The sequence below is a fragment of the Enterococcus raffinosus genome (genome assembly GCF_019175485.1).
GTDB classification, from domain to species: domain Bacteria; phylum Bacillota; class Bacilli; order Lactobacillales; family Enterococcaceae; genus Enterococcus_A; species Enterococcus_A raffinosus.
This window is the reverse complement of record NZ_CP072888.1, coordinates 1,949,562-1,965,712: the sequence shown is the minus strand read 5'-3', so window position 1 is coordinate 1,965,712 and position 16,151 is coordinate 1,949,562. Positions and strand designations below refer to the sequence as shown.

Annotated in this window: 16 protein-coding genes; 14 read left to right on the top strand and 2 right to left on the bottom strand. The window is 37.0% G+C overall.

The window, feature by feature from the left end:
* The 4 genes from J9537_RS09625 to J9537_RS09610 all read left to right on the top strand — a co-directional run bounded on the left by J9537_RS09625 (position 1) and on the right by J9537_RS09610 (position 4,219).
* Entirely contained in the window at positions 1-957 is a 957-nt protein-coding gene (locus J9537_RS09625) for an ROK family glucokinase (protein ID WP_010746044.1), read from the top strand.
* A gap of 26 nt (positions 958-983) precedes the next feature.
* Positions 984-1,385 (top strand): rhodanese-like domain-containing protein, encoded by a 402-nt coding sequence (locus J9537_RS09620; RefSeq protein ID WP_010746045.1) that lies wholly within the window; start codon positions 984-986, stop codon positions 1,383-1,385.
* Positions 1,386-1,525: 140 nt separating this feature from the next.
* On the top strand, positions 1,526-2,338 hold the full coding sequence (gene yidA, locus J9537_RS09615) for a sugar-phosphatase (protein WP_218255971.1): 813 nt from the start codon (positions 1,526-1,528) through the stop codon (positions 2,336-2,338).
* A gap of 108 nt (positions 2,339-2,446) precedes the next feature.
* The gene (locus tag J9537_RS09610; RefSeq protein WP_218255969.1) at positions 2,447-4,219 is read left to right on the top strand and encodes an FAD/NAD(P)-binding protein; all 1,773 of its coding nucleotides are present in this window, start codon (positions 2,447-2,449) and stop codon (positions 4,217-4,219) included.
* A gap of 27 nt (positions 4,220-4,246) precedes the next feature.
* Here J9537_RS09610 and J9537_RS09605 read toward each other — a convergent pair whose 3' ends face one another.
* On the bottom strand, positions 4,247-4,414 hold the full coding sequence (locus J9537_RS09605; RefSeq protein ID WP_010746048.1) for a DUF3042 family protein: 168 nt from the start codon (positions 4,412-4,414) through the stop codon (positions 4,247-4,249).
* A 204-nt stretch (positions 4,415-4,618) separates the two neighbouring features.
* Here J9537_RS09605 and galE point away from each other — a divergent pair, with 204 nt between their 5' ends.
* The 9 genes from galE (at position 4,619) to argS (ending at position 14,376) form a co-directional block, all read left to right on the top strand.
* Complete coding sequence (gene galE, locus J9537_RS09600; protein ID WP_218255967.1) at positions 4,619-5,608, top strand: UDP-glucose 4-epimerase GalE; 990 nt, start codon at positions 4,619-4,621, stop codon at positions 5,606-5,608.
* Positions 5,609-5,620: 12 nt separating this feature from the next.
* Positions 5,621-7,102, top strand: coding sequence for a UDP-glucose--hexose-1-phosphate uridylyltransferase (gene galT / locus J9537_RS09595; protein WP_218255966.1), 1,482 nt, complete (start codon positions 5,621-5,623; stop codon positions 7,100-7,102).
* Between the two features lie 12 nt (positions 7,103-7,114).
* On the top strand, positions 7,115-8,104 hold the full coding sequence (locus J9537_RS09590) for a LacI family DNA-binding transcriptional regulator (protein ID WP_218255964.1): 990 nt from the start codon (positions 7,115-7,117) through the stop codon (positions 8,102-8,104).
* Between the two features lie 125 nt (positions 8,105-8,229).
* Positions 8,230-8,937, top strand: coding sequence for a tRNA (adenosine(37)-N6)-threonylcarbamoyltransferase complex dimerization subunit type 1 TsaB (gene tsaB / locus J9537_RS09585; protein WP_218255963.1), 708 nt, complete (start codon positions 8,230-8,232; stop codon positions 8,935-8,937).
* On the top strand, positions 8,921-9,469 hold the full coding sequence (rimI, locus tag J9537_RS09580) for a ribosomal protein S18-alanine N-acetyltransferase (protein WP_218255961.1): 549 nt from the start codon (positions 8,921-8,923) through the stop codon (positions 9,467-9,469). Before tsaB ends, rimI (J9537_RS09580) begins: the two co-directional genes overlap by 17 nt.
* A complete protein-coding gene (gene rimI, locus J9537_RS09575) occupies positions 9,470-9,895 on the top strand; it encodes a ribosomal protein S18-alanine N-acetyltransferase (RefSeq protein ID WP_218255959.1) in 426 nt (141 codons plus the stop codon). It abuts the gene before it with no gap.
* Positions 9,888-10,910, top strand: coding sequence for a tRNA (adenosine(37)-N6)-threonylcarbamoyltransferase complex transferase subunit TsaD (tsaD, locus tag J9537_RS09570; RefSeq protein ID WP_218255957.1), 1,023 nt, complete (start codon positions 9,888-9,890; stop codon positions 10,908-10,910). The genes rimI (J9537_RS09575) and tsaD overlap by 8 nt, the downstream gene beginning before the upstream one ends.
* 475 nt (positions 10,911-11,385) lie before the next feature.
* A complete protein-coding gene (gene argF, locus J9537_RS09565) occupies positions 11,386-12,399 on the top strand; it encodes an ornithine carbamoyltransferase (protein ID WP_218255956.1) in 1,014 nt (337 codons plus the stop codon).
* Positions 12,400-12,684: 285 nt separating this feature from the next.
* Positions 12,685-14,376, top strand: a complete 1,692-nt coding sequence (argS, locus tag J9537_RS09560) for an arginine--tRNA ligase (RefSeq protein ID WP_218255954.1) — start codon at positions 12,685-12,687, stop codon at positions 14,374-14,376.
* A 71-nt stretch (positions 14,377-14,447) separates the two neighbouring features.
* Here the strand turns inward: argS and J9537_RS09555 are convergent, their stop codons facing one another.
* Positions 14,448-14,927, bottom strand: a complete 480-nt coding sequence (locus tag J9537_RS09555) for an arginine repressor (protein WP_218255952.1) — start codon at positions 14,925-14,927, stop codon at positions 14,448-14,450.
* 393 nt (positions 14,928-15,320) lie between these two features.
* On the opposite strand from J9537_RS09555, the gene rpsB reads away from it, so the two are divergent.
* Positions 15,321-16,118 (top strand): 30S ribosomal protein S2, encoded by a 798-nt coding sequence (rpsB, locus tag J9537_RS09550; protein ID WP_010746059.1) that lies wholly within the window; start codon positions 15,321-15,323, stop codon positions 16,116-16,118.
* Positions 16,119-16,151: the final 33 nt, after the last annotated feature.

Genomic DNA, 16,151 nt, shown 5'->3' with positions numbered 1-16,151 from the left:
GTGGATAAAAAATTATTAGGTATTGACTTAGGTGGAACAACTGTGAAATTTGCAATTTTGACTGAAGCAGGTGAAATTCAGCAAAAATGGAGTATTGAGACGAATATTTTAGATGATGGTTCTCATATTGTTCCAGACATCATTGAATCAATCAACCATCATCTTGCTTTATATGATATGAAGCCAGAACAATTCATGGGAATTGGCATGGGAACGCCTGGTAGTGTCGATATCGAAGCAGGAACAGTCATTGGCGCCTACAATTTAAATTGGACTACCTTGCAACAAGTTAAAAGTGAAATAGAAAAAGGAACGAAAATTAAGTTCAGTATCGATAACGATGCTAATGTTGCCGCTTTGGGTGAACGTTGGAAGGGTGCAGGAGACAACGAACAAGATGTCGTGTTTATAACTCTTGGCACTGGTGTTGGTGGCGGAATCGTAATGAATGGTCAATTACTTCACGGGATTGCCGGATGTGCGGGTGAGGTTGGGCATATAACAGTTGATCCAAACGGTTTTGAGTGTACCTGTGGCAAACGAGGCTGCCTAGAAACTATCGCGAGTGCAACCGGAGTTGTTCGTGTCGCTCGTAAACTAGCGGAAGAATACGCCGGCGGCTCGAAACTAAAAGCTCGTCTAGATAATGGTGAAGACATCACAAGTAAGGATGTTTTTGAATTAGCTGAAGCTGAAGGCGATGATTTAGCTTTAATGGTTGTTGATAAAGTGACTTTCTATTTGGGATTAGCTTGCGGCAATCTTGGTAATACGTTGAATCCTTCAACAATCGTAATCGGTGGTGGCGTTTCGGCAGCAGGAGAATTCTTGCGTAGTCGTGTCGAAAACTATTTCAAACAATTTACTTTCCCACAAGTACGTGAAAGCACTAAGATCAAACTAGCAGAATTAGGAAATGAAGCGGGTGTAATTGGCGCGGCTTCATTAGCAAAATAGATTAAAAATAAGAGAGGAATTAAGGCATGTCAATTTGGTGGAAAATTAATATCGTACTTATTTCGGTCCTTGTACTATTTGGACTTTATGAGTTAGTTGTGCGGATCATGATGAGACGTTCTGCGAAAATTATCACTCAAGAAGAATTTCAAGCGGGGATGCGTAAAGCTCAAGTTGTCGATGTACGTGAACGAGATGAGTTTAACGCAAAGCATATTTTAGGAGCACGCAGCTTTCCATTCAGTATGTTGAAAGAAACTTATAGTTCTTTACGAAAAGACCAACCAATCTATCTTTATGATCACAATAAGGCCGTTAGTGCTCGTGCAGCGAACATGTTACGAAAAAAAGGCTATAAGGACTTGTACATTCTTAAAGGCGGTATGCAAGAATGGACTGGAAAAGTGAAACAGAAAAAGATTGATTAACTAGTAACGGCCGGATTAGAGTCTGGCTGTTTTTATTTTTTTCAATCATTAATTTAGTAAATTGACGTGCTTTTAAATTACGACTATCATAGAAATTGAAAACATTTTTGTATAAGATAAATAAGAATTAGGAGAATTGTATGAGTATAAAGTTAGTTGCCATAGATTTAGATGGAACATTACTGAACGATCATCATGAAATCAATCAGCCGGTCGTTGACTGTATTAAGAAAGCTCGCAGGGCTGGAGTATATGTCGTTCTTTCTACTGGACGACCGTTATCAGGAACAAAATCACAGTTAGAGGTATTAGGATTAGATAATGAGGATGATTACATCATTACTTATAATGGCGCCTTAGTTTTAAATACAAAAACTTGGGATGTTGTAGCTGAGCATAGTCTGACGAGAGCAGATTACCTAGAAATTGATTATCTGGCACGTTCGCTAAATGTTCATCTGCACATCGCTGATAAAAAAGCAATGTACACAGCCAACCGTGATATCAGCCAATATACGGTTCTGGAATCCCACTTGGTAAATATGCCGCTACATTATCGCACACCGGAGGAAATTGCGGAAAATGTGTTGGCTGTTAAAATGATGATGATTGATGATCCTGAAATCTTGAGTGGCGCCTTCAAAAAAATCCCGACGGAGTACTTTGAGAAATATACAATCGTTCGCAGTACCCCTTATTTCCTTGAAGTATTAAATTCCAATGCCAGTAAAGGATTGGCTTTAAAAGAATTGAGTGAACATCTAGGAGTAAAAAAAGCTGAAGTAATGGCAATTGGGGACGCAGAAAATGACTTATCAATGATTGAGTTTGCTGGAACTGGCATAGCTATGGGAAATGCTAGTGAGACAGTCAAAGCAGCTGCTGATTATACTGTAGCAACAAATTTAGAGGATGGCGTTAAGGAAGCATTTGAGCGTTGGGTGCTAAAATAGTTTTTAAAGTTTCTGGTGAAAAAATCATCAGAAACTTTTTTTTATTGATTATTCAACGATTATTCTCTACTCTTAAAGAGACGAATCTATCAAAAATGAGGAATGAATATGAAAAAAATCGCGATTATTGGAGCGGGACCTTATGGGTTAATTGCATTGGACCGATTAATTAAGCAAGCACCTGAGTCAGAAAAAATAGAACTTTTGTTGTTCGATCCTGATGGACCAGGTGGGAACATTTGGCGTGAGAACCAAACGGATCAAGTTATTATGAATACGGTTATGCAGCATGTGACTCTCTATTCTGAGGATGAAGGTCCAAATCTAGCAGAATGGAACCAAAAAGAGGCACCAAGTTATCTGTCTTCTTTAGCGTTTGGTGAAACTTTTTTTTCGGAGACAAATCTAAAGGAAAATGACTATTGTCAACGACGTTATTATGGCGTTTACCAAAAGTGGTTTTTTGACGAACTTTTAAAAACGTTACCTGAAAATGTGGTGGTTAAAATGGTTAAAGAGCGAGTCGTTGATTTGATTATAGGGGAGAATCAAATCATTCTTCAAGCTTCGGGGATTTATCAGGTAGATGATGTGATTTTAGCAACGGGACATTCTCAAAATGAATTGAATCGGTCTGAAGAAGAAAATCAAAATTATGCAAACAAGCATGGACTTTTCTATCAAAGTCCAGGGAACCCTTCCGATACGCAGTTGGGTTATCTGATTGAAGGAGAGCCAGTAATACTTCGCGGACTAGGGTTAAGCTTTTTTGATTATATTGCATTATTTGTAGATAGATGGGGCGGAAAGTTTTTCGAAGGCGAGGATGGTTGCTTGGTATATTACCCATCTGGTAATGAGCAACTTTTGATTGCTGGGTCAGGTAGAGGATTACCCTATCATGCGCGTCCAAATAATCAAAAAGAACCTGGAGAGGATGCACAACCGCAAATTTTAACGGAAAAGTTCATGACACAATTTAATGGTAGTGCTGATGAATTATTTGATTTACTTAAAAAAGAAGCAGAACTAATATTTTATCAAAAAAAATTGTCCAGTACAGAAATGGATTTAGAAGCTTTTCTGTCTGACTATCGTTCAGATGATAGAGAATCTGTTTTAAAAAAATATCAGATACCGATCGAGTCTCGTTTAGATTGGTCCGTTCTTCTAAATCCAGCGAAGGGAGTTTCTCCACAAGCATTTCCTAATTTTATTCTAGAATATTTAAAAAAAGATATCACTGAGGCAGAGTTAGGAAATCAAACTGGGCCAATTGCTGCTGCAGTTGATACATATAAAGAACTTCAGGCGCCATTTAACTACATGTTGGACCACGAAAAATTTACACCGAAAGAGTATTTTGATGATTTCTTTGGGACATTCAATCGGAATTATAGTTTTTTAACTATTGGTGCTCCAGTCATTCGGCAAAAACAATTATTGGCTTTGATAGAAGCAGGAATCGTTAAAATTTTAGCACCAGAAATGGTAGTTGAAAGAGAGGGTGGAGAATTTTTAGCCTATAGTAAGAGGGCTCCTGCACGTTTTTTTAAAACAAAAAATTTCATCGAAGCACGTCTTCCAGCTACAAGTTTAAAAAGAACAAAAAATTCTCTACTAATCCGAATGCGAGAAAAAGGGTATTTATCTTCTCATAATGTACCGTTCAAGGGGAAGAAACATTTTACGGGTGCTATCAAAGTTGCTCTCGAAACACATCAAGTGATAGATCAAAACGATAAGGTGTTACCCCATGTTTATTGTTACGGAATCCCACTAGAAGAACTAGATTGGTTAAATGCTGCTTCTCCTCGACCTAAAAGTGAGGATCGCGTGTTTGATTTGGCAAATAGGATCGTCACTACAATTTATAAATAAAAAAGAAAGCCAACTTGGCTTTCTTTTTTATCGAGCAATTCTTTTTCTACGAGCTTTTTTACGATTTTCATCAATTTTTGATTCTTTTTCCTCGATTGGATCGATAACCTTCTTTTTAACACCCATCACTACGCTAGCAACTACTGCAGCTGCAGCTAAAGTACCAGTAACGAATCCTGAAGCAAATTTACGCATCTGTCATCACTCCTTTCTAAACTATAAGAAACATATTTCTTATCGAAAAATGCTAACCATGTATCATTAATTTTCCTATACACCTATTATGAAGCAAAATACGTAAAATGAAAAGTTTAACGAATGGAAAAGAAGGTTGCATTTATTTAGTAAACAAACTATAATTTGTTTACTAAATAAATTGAAGAGACAGGAGTAGATTGAATGGCAATTTTAGTATTAGGTGGAGCAGGCTATATTGGGTCTCATACAGTCGACAAATTAATTACTCAAAAATATGATGTTGTAGTTGTGGATAATTTGTTGACGGGTCATCGTAAAGCAGTTCATCCAGATGCAAGATTTTATGAAGGGGATTGTCGTGACAAAGCATTTATGAAGGATGTCTTTACGAAAGAGTCAATTGAAGGTGTCGTTCATTTTGCGGCTAGTTCGTTAGTTGGTGAATCGGTGGAAAAACCGTTAAAATATTTCAATAACAATGTAGTCGGTATGGAAAGCCTATTAGAAGTTATGGAGGAATTCGGTGTTAAAAATATTGTCTTTTCTTCAACTGCAGCAACTTATGGCGAACCAGATGTTTCACCTATCACAGAAGAAGTGGTTACCAATCCTACTAACCCCTATGGAGAAAGTAAATTAATGATGGAGAAAATGATGAGATGGTGTGATAATGCTTATGGCATGCGCTATGTAGCATTACGCTATTTCAATGTTGCTGGTGCGAAGGCTGACGCAAGTATCGGAGAGGATCACGATCCTGAGACACATTTAGTACCAATTATTTTACAGGTAGCATTAGGAAAAAGAGATCATTTGACAATTTTCGGTGATGATTATGATACTCCAGATGGCACTTGTATTCGTGACTATGTTCAAGTTGAAGATCTGGCGGCTGCACATATTCTGGCATTAGAATATTTGAAAGCCGGGAATCCGAGCAACTTCTTCAATCTTGGTTCAAATAACGGCTATTCAGTGAAAGAAATGCTGAATGCAGCGCGTGAAGTTACGGGCAAAGAAATTTCGGCAGAAATTGGACCGCGTCGTGCTGGGGACCCAAGTCGTTTAGTAGCTTCTAGTGAAAAAGTGAAAGAGACTTTAGGTTGGAAACCAGAATACACAGATATAAAAGCAATTATAGAAACTGCGTGGAACTGGCATGTTGGCCATCCACATGGATATGAGGAGTAGGAGGAAAAAAAAGTGTCAATCAGTCAAATCACCAGAGATTTCATTACGTTAGCTATCCAATCAGGTGGCTGGATGGAAATGGATCGTTTGTATTTAGAAAATCGTGTTATTGCGATGATTGGTGAAAATTCATTAGAGAAAGCTGAGATTCGTAGAGTTTCAAACAGTGCCGTAGAGTTAGTTGATCAGCTTTTGATTCAGGCAGAAAAAAATAAAGTAATTACAAGTCTGCAAGCTGAAAAGGAAATTTTAGAAGCTCAGCTGATGGATCTAATGACACCGCCACCATCTGTAGTTAATGCTTATTTTGCTCAGTACTATTCCAAAGATCCTATTCAGGCAACAGATTATTTCTATAAGTTAAGTAAAGAAAACGACTATATTAAAACACGAGAAATTGCCCAAAATATTATCTTTCCTGCAGAAACTGAATATGGGGAATTAGAGATTACAATCAACCTTTCTAAACCTGAGAAAGATCCAAAACAAATTGTAGCAGAACGTCAAGCGGTGAAGGTAGATTATCCTGAATGTATGTTATGCATGGAAAATGAAGGCTATAAAGGACGATTAAATTATCCAGCACGAGCGAATCATCGAATTATTCGAATGAATCTTGATGGGGAAAGTTGGGGCTTTCAGTATTCGCCTTATGCCTATTATGACGAGCATTGCATAATTTTATCTGAAGAGCACCGCCCGATGAAAATCACAAAAGCGACTTTTCAAAGGTTATTAAAAATTACGGAAGTTCTACCGCATTATTTTGTTGGATCGAACGCAGATCTGCCAATAGTTGGTGGTTCTATTCTATCTCACGACCACTATCAAGGCGGTCGACATACATTTCCGATGGCGACTGCTGAAGTAGAAAGAACTTTTCAATTAAATGACTTTTCAAATATTAAGGCGGGAATTGTAAAATGGCCTCTATCTGTGATTCGCTTACAAGGGGAAAATCAAAACGATTTGATTGAAGCGTCAACTATGATTTTGGAAAAATGGCAGTACTATTCGGACGAATCATTACAAATTGTTGCTCACACAGAAGATGGCATCCCACATCATACGATTACTCCTATTGCTCGTCGCAAGGAAAATCTTTTTGAGATAGATCTTGTTTTACGAGACAACAATGTTTCGGAAGAGTTTCCCGATGGAATTTTTCATCCACATCCAGATGTCCAACATATCAAAAAAGAAAATATTGGCTTAATTGAGGTAATGGGGTTGGCTGTTTTACCGCCACGCTTAGAAACAGAGCTTAAGGAAGTTGAAAATTATCTATTAGAAAAAGAGAATAATATAGCTGATTATCATATTGTATGGGCGGATCAATTAAAAGCGGACAATCAAATTACCCGTGAAAATGTAACACAGGTCGTACAAAAAGCAGTAGGGGCTGTTTTTGCTCGTGTATTGGAAGATGCGGGAGTATTTAAGCGTGATGTTGAAGGACAAGAAGGTTTTATGCGTTTTATCAAAACGTTGTAGAAAGGGGCAGCGATGGCAACTATTCGCGATATTGCTAAATTAGCAGGTGTTTCTCCTGCCACCGTTTCTCGTGTATTGAATTACGATCAAGAATTATCTGTTGCTCATGAGACAAAACAGCGCATTTTTGAAGTGGCAGAGGAACTAAATTATACTAAACATAAACGAACCAATAAAATTGGTAAAGCTGTGATTCGGCTTGTTCAATGGTACGATGATGCAGAAGAATTAGCAGATTTATATTATTTGTCGATTCGTCTAGGGATAGAAAAAAAGGCGGAAGAGTTAAATATCCAAATTCGTCGTGAAGGTTTAGATGAATTGTCAGATAACCAAGTGAATGGAACAATTGCTTTAGGTAAGTTTGATGCTGAACAGATTCGTCGGTTAAAGCAAATTGATGAGAACCTGCTTTTTGTCGATTTTGATGGGATGAGTATGGGATTAAATTCTTTAGTAGTCGATTTTGATCAAAGTATGAATCTTGTAATTGATTATTTTATCCAGCAGGGGCATAAAAAAATTGGAATCCTTTCAGGGGAAGAAAAAACGAAGCATAATCTTCAGCCGATAGAAGATCCACGGTTAGTTGCATTCAAACTAAAGATGGAGCAAATCAATCTCTATCGACCAGAGTTTGCTTTATCGTCAGCTTTTTCAATGGAAGCTGGAAAAATTGCAATGGAAAATTTTTTGACGAAAAGGAAGGATCGACCAAGTGCTTTGTTCGCGTCAAGTGATGCTTTAGCCGTGGGAGCGATGCAAGCAATTCAAACGGCTGGTTTGCGAATTCCAGAAGATATAGAAGTGATTGGGTTTAATGATGTTAGTGTAGCGAAATATGTATCACCCGCATTGTCAACGATCAAGGTAGAAACTGAGTGGATGGGAGAATTAGCGGTATCAACGATTTTAGATTTAGCAAAAGAGTTCTCTCCAGTACCAAGGAAAATTATGGTGGCAACTAAGTTGGTTCAACGAGAATCCACCAAAAAGTTTTAAGCAGCGAATTTCGCTGCTTTTTTCTGTAAAAATTTTAGAAAATCAGAAAGTTTAAACAGTTAGTAGGAAGGAAATATAGTTTGTGTTAAAATATGGCTATCTTAAATGCGAGGAAATGACGTTTTATGAAATTATTAGCGATAGATACATCCAATCAAACTTTAGCAGTGGCTGTTTTAGAGGACAATAAAGTTTTGGCTCATTTTCAGTTGAACCGAAAAATGAATCATAGTTTAACTTTAATGCCAGCAATTGAAACTGTGATGGAGGCGGCTGGTTTGAAGCCTACTGATCTGGATCGAATCGTCGTTGCGAAGGGTCCAGGCTCGTATACAGGTATTCGGATTGCAGTAACGACCGCAAAGACGTTAGCAGAAACATTGAAAATTGAGTTAGCAACGGTTTCTAGTTTGGCTGTTATTGCAGGAAATACTCGTATAAATAAGTTGATTGTTCCAATGATGGATGCACGGCGTAACAATGTATATGCGGGTGTTTATCGTTGGGAAAACAAACAGCTTGTGAATGTAATAGCTGATCAGCACATACCACTAGCTGATTTATTGAATAAAATCAAAGAACCAGCATTATTTATCGGAGAGACTAGCAAGTTTAAAGATCAAATAGAATCAATTTTAACAAACGCAGACGTATCAGAAGAAGATGAAGTAAATCTGCCTAATGGAATAATCCTAGGTAAATTAGGTTTCTTGGTGCAGCCAGTTGAAAATATCCATGGGTTAGTACCCGCGTATTTAAAACGGGTGGAGGCAGAAGAAAAGTGGCTGGAGACACACCAACCAGAGGACGAGAATTATGTTGAAAAAATTTAGTGGTTTAGTAAAGACCATTTTATATGGGAAACAATATCCTTTCAATGCGAAATATGTAAAACTAAGGGATGAAGAGTATCTACTAAGAAAAATAGCTGATCAAGATATTAAAGAACTGATTGCGCTTGAACGTGATGTCTATTTTGGCGAGACTCCATGGACAAAAAGCGCCTTTCTTTCTGAGATTCATTCGCCGATTCCTCATTTGTATATTTGTATCGTAACTAAAAAAGAGGAAATTGCTGGATTTATTGGGAGTCGTTTGATAGGAAACGATACACATATTACGAATATTGCAGTCGGAACGACTTTTCAAAATCGTGGGATGGGTAAGCTATTGATTGACGAAGTAGAAAAATTCGCTATAATGAACGATTGTGAAACTCTCTCTTTGGAGGTTCGACTTAGTAATACAGATGCGCAGCGGTTGTACCGAAGGCTGGGATTCTCAGCACGGAATATTCGTAAAAATTATTATACTGAAAATAATGAAGACGCGCTAGACATGATTAAACGTTTGGAAGTGAACTAATTGGAGCAGCTATCTACAAAATTTTGGGAAATAAGTCAAACTGCTTATGCACATGGCTCACCTTGGACAGCTGAACAATTTGCTAGTGACATAAAACAAGCTCATAGTCATTACTTCACTGAAGGAACAGAGATTATTGCTTTTTTGGGATTTCATCAAGTCTGTGATGAAATTGAAATCACAAATATTGCAGTACAATCAAAAGGACAAGGTCATGGAAAAAGACTATTGAAGCGATTGATTAAGCATGCTAAGTCACAGAAAATAGTAAGTATTTTTTTGGAAGTACGTGTTTCGAATCAAGAGGCGCGTCTTTTTTATGAAAAATTTGGGTTCCAAGAAATGACCACGCGAAAAAATTACTATCAGCACCCTCAAGAAGATGCTGTACTGATGTCTTTGAAAGTAGGAAATATAGATGAATGAATCAGAACTTATTTTAGCAATTGAAAGTAGCTGTGACGAAACAAGTGTTGCAGTGATTGAGAACGGCGAAAGAATTCTATCTAATATTGTTGCTTCGCAAATAAAAAGTCACAAACGATTTGGTGGAGTTGTTCCTGAAGTTGCCAGCCGTCACCATGTTGAACAAATCACATTGTGCATTGAAGAAGCCTTGGAGGAAGCAAATGTGACTTCTAAAGAATTAAGTGCTGTTGCGGTAACTTATGGTCCAGGACTTGTTGGCGCATTATTAATTGGCTTAAGTGCTGCGAAGGCTTTTGCTTGGGCAAACGAGTTACCTTTATTGCCAATTAATCATATGGCAGGACATATTTATGCGGCACGTTTAGTTAAACCTTTAGAATTTCCTTTAATGGCCTTACTAGTTAGTGGTGGCCATACAGAATTAGTCTACATGGTTGAAGATGGCTCTTTTGAAATTATTGGTGAAACAAGAGATGACGCTACTGGTGAAGCTTATGATAAAGTTGGTCGCGTTCTAGGCTTAAGCTATCCTAGCGGAAAAGAAATCGATGAACTGGCTCATCAAGGTGAAGATACCTATGACTTTCCACGTGCGATGATTAAGGAAGATAATTTTGATTTTAGTTTTAGTGGCTTAAAGAGTGCTTTTATCAATTTAACTCATAACGCTGAACAACGAGGAGAACAATTAAATAAAATGAATTTAGCTGCAAGTTTTCAAGCAAGCGTTGTTGATGTACTAGTTACGAAGACAATCAAAGCTTGTAAAACTTATCCAGTTAAGCAATTAATTGTTGCTGGGGGAGTAGCGGCTAATCGAGGATTGCGAGAAAAGATGACAGCAATGATTGAAGCAGAACTGCCTGAAGTTAATTTGATCGTTCCACCTTTACGTTTATGTGGGGATAATGCGGCGATGATTGGGGCTGCTGCTCATGTTGAATTGCAAAAGAAGCATTTTGCAGATATGAGTTTGAATGCCAATCCGAGTTTAGCTTTTCAGCATATCTAACTCCTTGCGATAAAAAGGTGGAGAAAGAAACGTAGGATAAAATTTCAAAATAATAATAGACTCTGAAACAGATGAAAAAAATTTGTAGCAGATACCTATTTTTAAAATGTATGGAATTATTGGTTAGAGGAATGACTACAAAAAAGTTACCTTAAAGAGTCGACAGGAAAAAATTTTAAGATATTAAATATTTTAGTATATTTGTGATCCAAGAAAGAAGAAGTAATACTTAAGCAGCCAAATATTGGCTGCTTTTTCTTTTAAATAGTATATTTTTTTCTATAAAGACGTTGTGTGTTAAATCCCGATTTAAAACAGATTAAGCCTGCAAAGAAAAAATTACGGCAAGCGTAAAGACAATTTTTGTAAATGAATACAAATAACGGTTGATACTTTCATTTTATTCAGTTATCATGAATAAAAATGAATTATTATCTCTTGTATAGAATTAATATTCAAAAATGGAGGGGTTATCATGACTAATATTTTTCAAGAAAAGAGTTTTTTAAAAGAAATTGATTTTACTAAAGAGGAGTTGCTTTATCTAATTGATTTTGCTGCGCATCTAAAAGCATTAAAACAAAAAAACATTCCGCATAAATATTTAGCGGGGAAAAATATTGCGTTACTTTTTGAAAAAACTTCTACTCGTACTCGCGCTGCGTTTACTACTGCAACGATTGATTTAGGCGCTCATCCAGAATATTTAGGAAAAAATGATATTCAATTAGGGAAAAAAGAATCGGTAGAAGATACAGCAAAAGTTCTAGGAAGTATGTTCGATGGGATCGAGTATCGCGGATTTTCTCAAAAGGCTGTCGAGGACTTGTCAAAATACTCCGGTGTACCTGTTTGGAATGGTTTAACGGATAAATGGCATCCTACTCAAATGTTGGCGGATTTTTTGACTATTAAGGAGCATTTTGGAAAACTAGAAGGCTTGACCTTAGCCTATGTTGGTGATGGTCGAAATAATGTGGCGAATTCTTTATTGATTACCAGTGCTATTTTAGGTGTTAATATTTCAATCGTAACACCTAAAAGCCTATTTCCTGAATCAGACTTAATTGTCATGGCTGAAAAATATGCGGAAGCTTCACAGTCTAAAGTTTTTATCACTGATGATATTGATCAAGGCGTGGCTCAGGCGGATATTATATATACCGATGTTTGGGTGTCCATGGGTGAGGAGTCAGCTTTCAAAGAACGGATAGATTTATTATTGCCCTATCAAGTCAATCAAGAGTTGATGTTAAAAACGAAAAAGGCGGAAACGGTTTTCTTACATTGCTTACCAGCCTTTCATGATCTTGAAACAGAAGTTGCAGAAGAAATTAAAGAGAAGTACGGGTTAGTTGAAATGGAAGTGACTGACGAAGTCTTTCGCAGTGAGAGGGCTTTGCAGTTTCAACAAGCTGAAAACCGCATGCATACCATTAAAGCTGTAATGGCTGCGACACTAGGCAACCTATTTATCCCTAAAGTATAAAAAATATATTTCTTGACTAGTCAGATGGTGATTTTTCTGTTACTATAAATGCCAGATAAATCATTCATCGATGAAAAAGAGAAGTCTATAGTCTGTTTTGCAGCGAGTTCGGGCAGGTGAGAGCCGAATAAACAAAAATAGATGGCGCACTTTTGAGATGAAACGGCAGCTACCGTTATAGCCTAAGTTGGTCGTTTATGACAATAAGAGTGGTACCGCGGGAATTCTCGTCTCTGATGTATTTATACATCAGGGACTTTTTTGTATTATAAGGGAGGAATTTGGATGAATAATAAAGAAATCGTCGCACAAGCTGTATTTGAAGTAGTTAAGGAAAATCTGGCGCTACCAGAAGTGGAACGTCTGCTAGAAAATCCCAAATCAGTTGATCATGGGGATGTTGCTTTTCCGACATTCGCTTTAGCAAAAGTTTTTCGTAAAGCACCACAACAAATTGCGGGTGAGCTAGCGGAACAAATCAATCCAGAAGCATTTGAGAAGATCGAAGTGGTGGGGCCTTACTTGAACTTTTTCATGAAGAAAGAAATTATTTCGAGTATGGTTTTAAAACAAATCGCTAAAGAGAAAAATCATTTCGGTGATAGCAATATTGGTAACGAGGGCAATGTAACAATTGATATGTCTTCTCCAAATATTGCAAAACCTATCTCAATGGGACATTTACGTTCAACAGTCATTGGTAATTCTATCAGTTTGATTTTAAGTAAGATTGGCTATAATCCAATAAAAATTAACCACTTAGGCGACTGGGGTACTCAATTTGGTAAATTAATCGTGGCTTATAAAAAATGGGGTTCAGAAGAGAAAGTTAAAGCAGAACCAATCAATGAGCTTTTACGTTTGTATGTGGAGTTTCATGAAAAGGCTGAAGAAGAGCCCGAACTTAATGATGAGGCCCGGGCGTGGTTTAAAAAATTAGAAGAGAATGACGATGAAGCCTTAGAATTATGGAGATGGTTCCGTAGTGAGTCCCTAAAAGAGTTTAATAAAATTTATGGCATGCTGGAAGTAAATTTTGACTCCTATAATGGAGAAGCATTCTATAATGACAAAATGGATGAAGTCGTAACAATGTTAGAGGAAAAACATTTATTGCAAACGAATGAAGGGGCAGAAATTGTCGACCTTGAAAAGTATGACTTAAATCCTGCACTGATCAAAAAATCTGATGGGGCAACTTTGTATATCACACGTGATTTAGCTGCAGCACTTTACAGAAAACGTGAATATAATTTTGTTAAGTCACTTTATGTTGTAGGAAATGAACAAAGCGGACACTTCAAACAATTAAAAGCTGTTCTGAAAGAAATGGACTTCGATTGGTCTGAAGATATGATTCACATTCCATTTGGATTAATCACAAAAGACGGGAAAAAATTGTCTACACGTAAAGGGAAAATTGTTCTCTTAGAAGAAGTCCTAAATGAAGCTAAAGACTCAGCACTTTCGCAGATTCAGGAAAAAAATCCTGATTTACCAAATAAAGAAGAAGTTGCACACCAAGTAGGTGTTGGTGCAGTAGTCTTCCATGATTTAAAAAATGATCGTTTGAACAATTTTGATTTCAATTTGGAGGAAGTTGTTAGATTTGAAGGCGAAACCGGCCCTTATGTTCAATACACTCACGCGCGAGCAATGACTGTTTTGGAGAAAGCGGGATATAATGTTGACTCTGAAGAAGTATATGCGTTAAACGATGCGGATAGCTGGGAGATCATCAAATTACTGCAAAATTATCCTGAAGTAGTGATGCAAGCGGCAAATCAATATGAGCCATCTGTAATTGCTAAGCATGCAATTAAATTGGCGCAAGCATTTAACAAGTATTATGCACATACGAAAATTTTAGTGGATGATGATCAAAAAGATGCTCGGCTAGCATTAGTTTACGCAGTAACCGTAATATTGAAAGAAGATTTACGTTTATTGGGTGTTCATGCACCAAATAAAATGTAAAAAAACGGAGAAATTTTGAACCGACCTTCAAAGTTAAGGTGAAAATCTAACTTTTGAAGGTCGGAATTTTTTTATTTAAAAATTGAACTTTGTGTTGGGTCCTGTAAAAACGTAGTGACTTTTTGAGCATCCCCAGGTGTTCTTGAAATAATAATAATCGTATCAAAGCTTGCCATTGTTGCTACGATTAGTTCACTCGATAGATCATCCAGAACGGAAGCTAATAAATGTGCATTGTCGGGCAAAGTATTGACGATCGTCATAAATTGAACGGTATCAACTTTGACTATCACATCGTTTGACATACGGATTAATCGTTTGATGTCATCATCCTCTGTAGGCGTTTTACGTTCTTGAAACAATTCAAAACGCGGATTGCCGGATTCATCAATCGTTTTTATAATTTTTAAATCTCGAATATCTCTCGAAATCGTTGCTTGAGTAGCAGAGACTTGGTACTCTGATAAGTACTCCATTAATTCTCCTTGATTTCTAATTGGGTTTTCCAAGATAAGCTTCTTGATTAATTCGTGTCGATCTTTTTTTCGCATAAAAAAACTCCTTATTCTTATGTGCTGAACCAAACATATTTCACACGTATAAAGAATTGATCAGATTGGTTACATAGTATATAACTATAAATGACGACTTCTTTGTTCAACTCACGTTTGAGTAGTGTAAAAAGTTAAAATGATAATTATGCATTTAGTATAGCAGAAAAAGTTTTTTTAACCAGTACTCTATATAAATATTAATGTATCAAAAAGTGAAATAAAAAAGATTGATTTATTAAAAAAACTCTTGTATAATTACTAATTGTGTGTAGGCGACTATACATAAAAAATCCACATTCTGGCTTGATTTATAAGGCGGTGCTGCTTGTCAGTTCCTTATAAAGAAGAGAGCAGAAGAGGAAAACAAAAAACCAATTGGAGGAAACACAAATGTCAGTATTGTCTATGAAACAATTACTAGAAGCCGGCGTACATTTTGGTCACCAAACTCGTCGCTGGAACCCAAAAATGAAGAAATATATCTTCACAGAAAGAAATGGAATCTACATCATTGACTTGCAAAAAACAGTCAAATTAGTAGATGCAGCTTACGATTATATGAAAGATGTTGCTGAAGATGGTGGCGTTGCATTGTTCGTAGGAACTAAAAAACAAGCTCAAGAAGCAATCAAAGAAGAAGCAGTACGTGCTGGTCAATACTACGTAAACCATCGTTGGTTAGGTGGAACTTTGACTAACTGGGATACAATCCAAAAACGTATCGCTCGTTTGAAACAAATCAATGCTATGGAACAAGATGGTACTTTCGAAGTATTACCTAAAAAAGAAGTAGTTGGTTTGAATAAAGAACGTGAACGTTTGGAAAAATTCTTAGGCGGAATCGCTGATATGCCTCGCATTCCAGATGTAATGTATATCGTTGATCCACGTAAAGAACGTATCGCTGTTCAAGAAGCTCAAAAATTAAACATTCCTATCGTGGCTATGGTAGACACAAACTGCGATCCAGATGAAATCGACGTAGTTATCCCTTCAAATGATGATGCTATTCGTGCCGTGAAGTTAATTACTGCAAAAATGGCTGATGCGTTTATCGAAGGAAACCAAGGGGAAGATCAAGTAGCTGAAGAAGACTTCGTAGCTGAAGATGGCGGACAAGCAACTTCAATCGAAGAAATCGTTGATGTAGTAGAAGGCGACAATGCTTCTACTGAATCAGCTGAATAATTTAGTAGCATACGCTGCTTCAAAGTAAATATT

What these genes read in the sequence shown, in the direction of transcription:
- tsaD (WP_218255957.1), top strand. Translation starts at nt 9,888, where the DNA reads ATGAATGAATCAGAACTTATTTTAGCAATTGAAAGTAGCTGTGACGAA.
- tsaB (WP_218255963.1), top strand. Translation starts at nt 8,230, where the DNA reads ATGAAATTATTAGCGATAGATACATCCAATCAAACTTTAGCAGTGGCT.
- argF (WP_218255956.1), top strand. Translation starts at nt 11,386, where the DNA reads ATGACTAATATTTTTCAAGAAAAGAGTTTTTTAAAAGAAATTGATTTT.
- rpsB (WP_010746059.1), top strand. Translation starts at nt 15,321, where the DNA reads ATGTCAGTATTGTCTATGAAACAATTACTAGAAGCCGGCGTACATTTT.
- J9537_RS09590 (WP_218255964.1), top strand. Translation starts at nt 7,115, where the DNA reads ATGGCAACTATTCGCGATATTGCTAAATTAGCAGGTGTTTCTCCTGCC.
- J9537_RS09620 (WP_010746045.1), top strand. Translation starts at nt 984, where the DNA reads ATGTCAATTTGGTGGAAAATTAATATCGTACTTATTTCGGTCCTTGTA.
- yidA (WP_218255971.1), top strand. Translation starts at nt 1,526, where the DNA reads ATGAGTATAAAGTTAGTTGCCATAGATTTAGATGGAACATTACTGAAC.
- J9537_RS09610 (WP_218255969.1), top strand. Translation starts at nt 2,447, where the DNA reads ATGAAAAAAATCGCGATTATTGGAGCGGGACCTTATGGGTTAATTGCA.
- J9537_RS09605 (WP_010746048.1), bottom strand. Translation starts at nt 4,414, where the DNA reads ATGCGTAAATTTGCTTCAGGATTCGTTACTGGTACTTTAGCTGCAGCT.
- J9537_RS09555 (WP_218255952.1), bottom strand. Translation starts at nt 14,927, where the DNA reads ATGCGAAAAAAAGATCGACACGAATTAATCAAGAAGCTTATCTTGGAA.
- galE (WP_218255967.1), top strand. Translation starts at nt 4,619, where the DNA reads ATGGCAATTTTAGTATTAGGTGGAGCAGGCTATATTGGGTCTCATACA.
- rimI (WP_218255961.1), top strand. Translation starts at nt 8,921, where the DNA reads ATGTTGAAAAAATTTAGTGGTTTAGTAAAGACCATTTTATATGGGAAA.
- argS (WP_218255954.1), top strand. Translation starts at nt 12,685, where the DNA reads ATGAATAATAAAGAAATCGTCGCACAAGCTGTATTTGAAGTAGTTAAG.